This is a genomic window from Candidatus Ruminimicrobium bovinum (genome assembly GCF_902760015.1).
Taxonomy (GTDB): Bacteria; Elusimicrobiota; Endomicrobiia; order Endomicrobiales; family Endomicrobiaceae; genus Ruminimicrobium; species Ruminimicrobium bovinum.
Genome location: NZ_CACWEU010000214.1, coordinates 1 through 2831, shown reverse-complemented (window position 1 = coordinate 2831; position 2831 = coordinate 1). Strand labels below are relative to the sequence as shown.

The following is a 2831-nucleotide window of genomic DNA, read 5'->3' as shown; positions in this document are numbered from 1 at the left end:
GCCATATTCATCTACCTCCTATTATTATTTTAGGGTAACTAAACCCTTTGGCATTTTTTGCCTTTAAAATTGTGTAAAATCCTAAAAATTATAGTAATTTTTAGCTTTTTTGTCAACATTAAAAGTAACTATTTTAGAGTGTTAATAAAATGTTAATAACTTATGTTTGTTTTGTCTTTTCTTCTATAATAATTTATTCATTTCTGTGATTTTTGTTTTTGTTAGTTTTCCACCGAAATTTGTTAAAAAAAACGAGTTTTCCACCAACTTTTGCCTTGAAAAATATCTATTTTTAATATATAATAGCCTAGAAATGTCTAAAAACTTTGAAAAATTAAGCTCAAACTGGAACCATTTATTACTTCAAATGAAGGATGATTTTGAAATTAGCGACCATGTATTTCAAGCTTTCATAAAAGATGTATTAAAACCAGTAAAACTTGAGAAAAATACACTCTATATAGAGGTCCCTGAAGATGGTTATATTAGCTTTTTACAAAACCGTGTACTTTCTCAACTAAGAATTGCTGTATCACACGAGACTGGCATATCTACCGAAGATTTAGAAATCATATTTAAAGCTAAAAACTCTTCTCTTAAAAAAATAAGGGATGAAAATGAGGATTTTGTTTCTCTTCTTAAAGCATCTGGAATTAATGACCCACTCAATACTTTTGAAAACTTTGTTCAAGGTCAATCCAATGCCATTGCTTATGCTACAAGTATAGCTGTAGCTGAACACCCAGGAGAAAACTACAATCCTTTATTTTTATTTGGAAAGACAGGCCTTGGAAAAACTCACCTTATCCAAGCAATTGCTAATTATGCTCTAAAGAAAAATCCAAATTTAAACATATTATACACAACTTGTGAGAAATATGTCCAGGAATTTGTTAATAGTATTCAAAAAAACACAATTACCGACTTCAAAAATAAATATAGATCTGTTGATATCTTGTTAATAGATGATATTCATTTACTCGCAGGAAAGCAACAATCTCAAGAGGATTTCTTTAATACATTTAATGCTCTTCATGAAAATAAGAAACAAATAGTATTAACATCTGATAAGCCTGTAAAAGAACTTGGAAATGATATTGAAGAAAGGCTTAAATCAAGATTTTCTTGGGGTACAACTTGCGAATTATATCTACCAGATTATGAGACAAGAATAGCAATTCTTCGTAAAAAAGAAGAAAATAGACATCCTGAATTTAAAGTAGATAATGAAGTAATAAAATATATTGCTCAAAATGTAAAATCAAATATAAGAGAACTTGAATCTGCATTAAATAACATTATTTTATATTCAAAAATAATAAAAAAGCCTGTAGATATAAATCTTGCTAAAGAAAGACTTACAGATATTAAAAATAAAGATGAAAAGAAATTAACACCAGATAGAATTACTAACATTGTTTGTGAGTATTTTGGGGTAAATATATTAGATGTCTGTGGCCCAAAGAGAAATAGAGAGTTTGTATATGCAAGAGATATTGCAATATATTTATGTAGAGATATGATAAAAGATATAACACAGGAAAAAATTGGTGAATTTTTTAATAGAGATCACAGTACTGTTATTAATTCTTGTCAAAAAATAGAAAATAGATTAAAAAATGAAGAAGAATTAAACGAAAATATAAAAAATATAAAAGAAAAAATGTTATTATAAAAAATTAATTAACAAGTTTTATTTTAAAAAAGTGTTTAATTAATAATGATTTTAAAGGTTTTTAACATATCAACAGTGCTAATAATAATAATATATAAATATAAATAATAAAAAGGAGCTTTATGAAAATTTCAGTAAAAAAAGAAGAGTTTTTAAAATCTCTAAATATTGTTAGTAAAGCATTAAAAAAAGGAAATTTATATCAGATTTTAGATTGTGTTTTAATTGATGCATCTAAAAATAAAATTGTTTTAACTTGTCAAGATGGAAAAGAAATAACAATTAAAAATGAAACAGAAGGAACTATAATAGAAAAAGGTATTGCCGCAATAGATGGTTTTTATTTAATGGATCTAATAAGAAATATGCCAGAAAATAGCGAAATAGAAATAAATGTAAACAATAATAGAGATTGTTTAATAACCTGCGGTGAAAATATAAAATACGAAATACAAGCAAAAGATGAGACAACATATCCAAATATAACATCAGTAAATAAAGAAAATAAGATTATATTAAATGAATTAAAAATAAAAAAGTTAATAGAAAAAACAATCTTTTCATATGATAAAAATTTTGATTCATCAAATATAATTTTAAAAGGTATTTATTTAAATGTAAATAAAGAAAAAATTACTGCTAAATCAATGGATGGATATATAATATCTATTGTTAATGAAGTAATAAATGACAATAATGGAAAATATGAAACTATTATTCCAGGTTCATCACTAGAAGAATTAAATAAACTTATAAAAGGTGAAGTAAATAAAGATGTTTATATATATTTCAATGATAAAAATGTTGCATTTGAATTCAATAATACTTTATTTACATCTATAATTATCCCAAATAATTATATAGATACAGATAGAATCTTTAATATTGAATACTCAACAAAAGTTAATATTGATAGAAATGAGTTTTTAGAAAGTTTAATAAGATCTAAATCAGTATTAAGAGAAAATGAAAATAAACCTGTAATATTAGATATAAAAGATGATTATATGGATATTAGTTTAAATACTTTAGCTGGCGGCTCGTATGAAAAGATTGATATAAAAAGAACAGGTAAAGATTTAATGATTGCATTTAATGCAAATTATTTAATAAAAGTTTTAAGTGCTATAGATGACCAAAATATAAATTTATATTT

2 protein-coding genes are annotated in these 2831 nt (G+C 24.1%); both read left to right on the top strand.

The window, feature by feature from the left end; all coding sequences use genetic code 11:
• Positions 1-313: 313 nt before the first annotated feature.
• Complete coding sequence (dnaA, locus tag ACMUOV_RS07215; RefSeq protein WP_413854447.1) at positions 314-1675, top strand: chromosomal replication initiator protein DnaA; 1362 nt, start codon at positions 314-316, stop codon at positions 1673-1675.
• Positions 1676-1797: 122 nt separating this feature from the next.
• A partial coding sequence (gene dnaN / locus ACMUOV_RS07210; protein WP_413854446.1) for a DNA polymerase III subunit beta occupies positions 1798-2831 on the top strand: 1034 nt, incomplete at its 3' end.

Excerpts from the sequence above, each read along its gene's own strand:
- dnaA (WP_413854447.1), top strand. The coding sequence starts at position 314 with ATGTCTAAAAACTTTGAAAAATTAAGCTCAAACTGGAACCATTTATTA.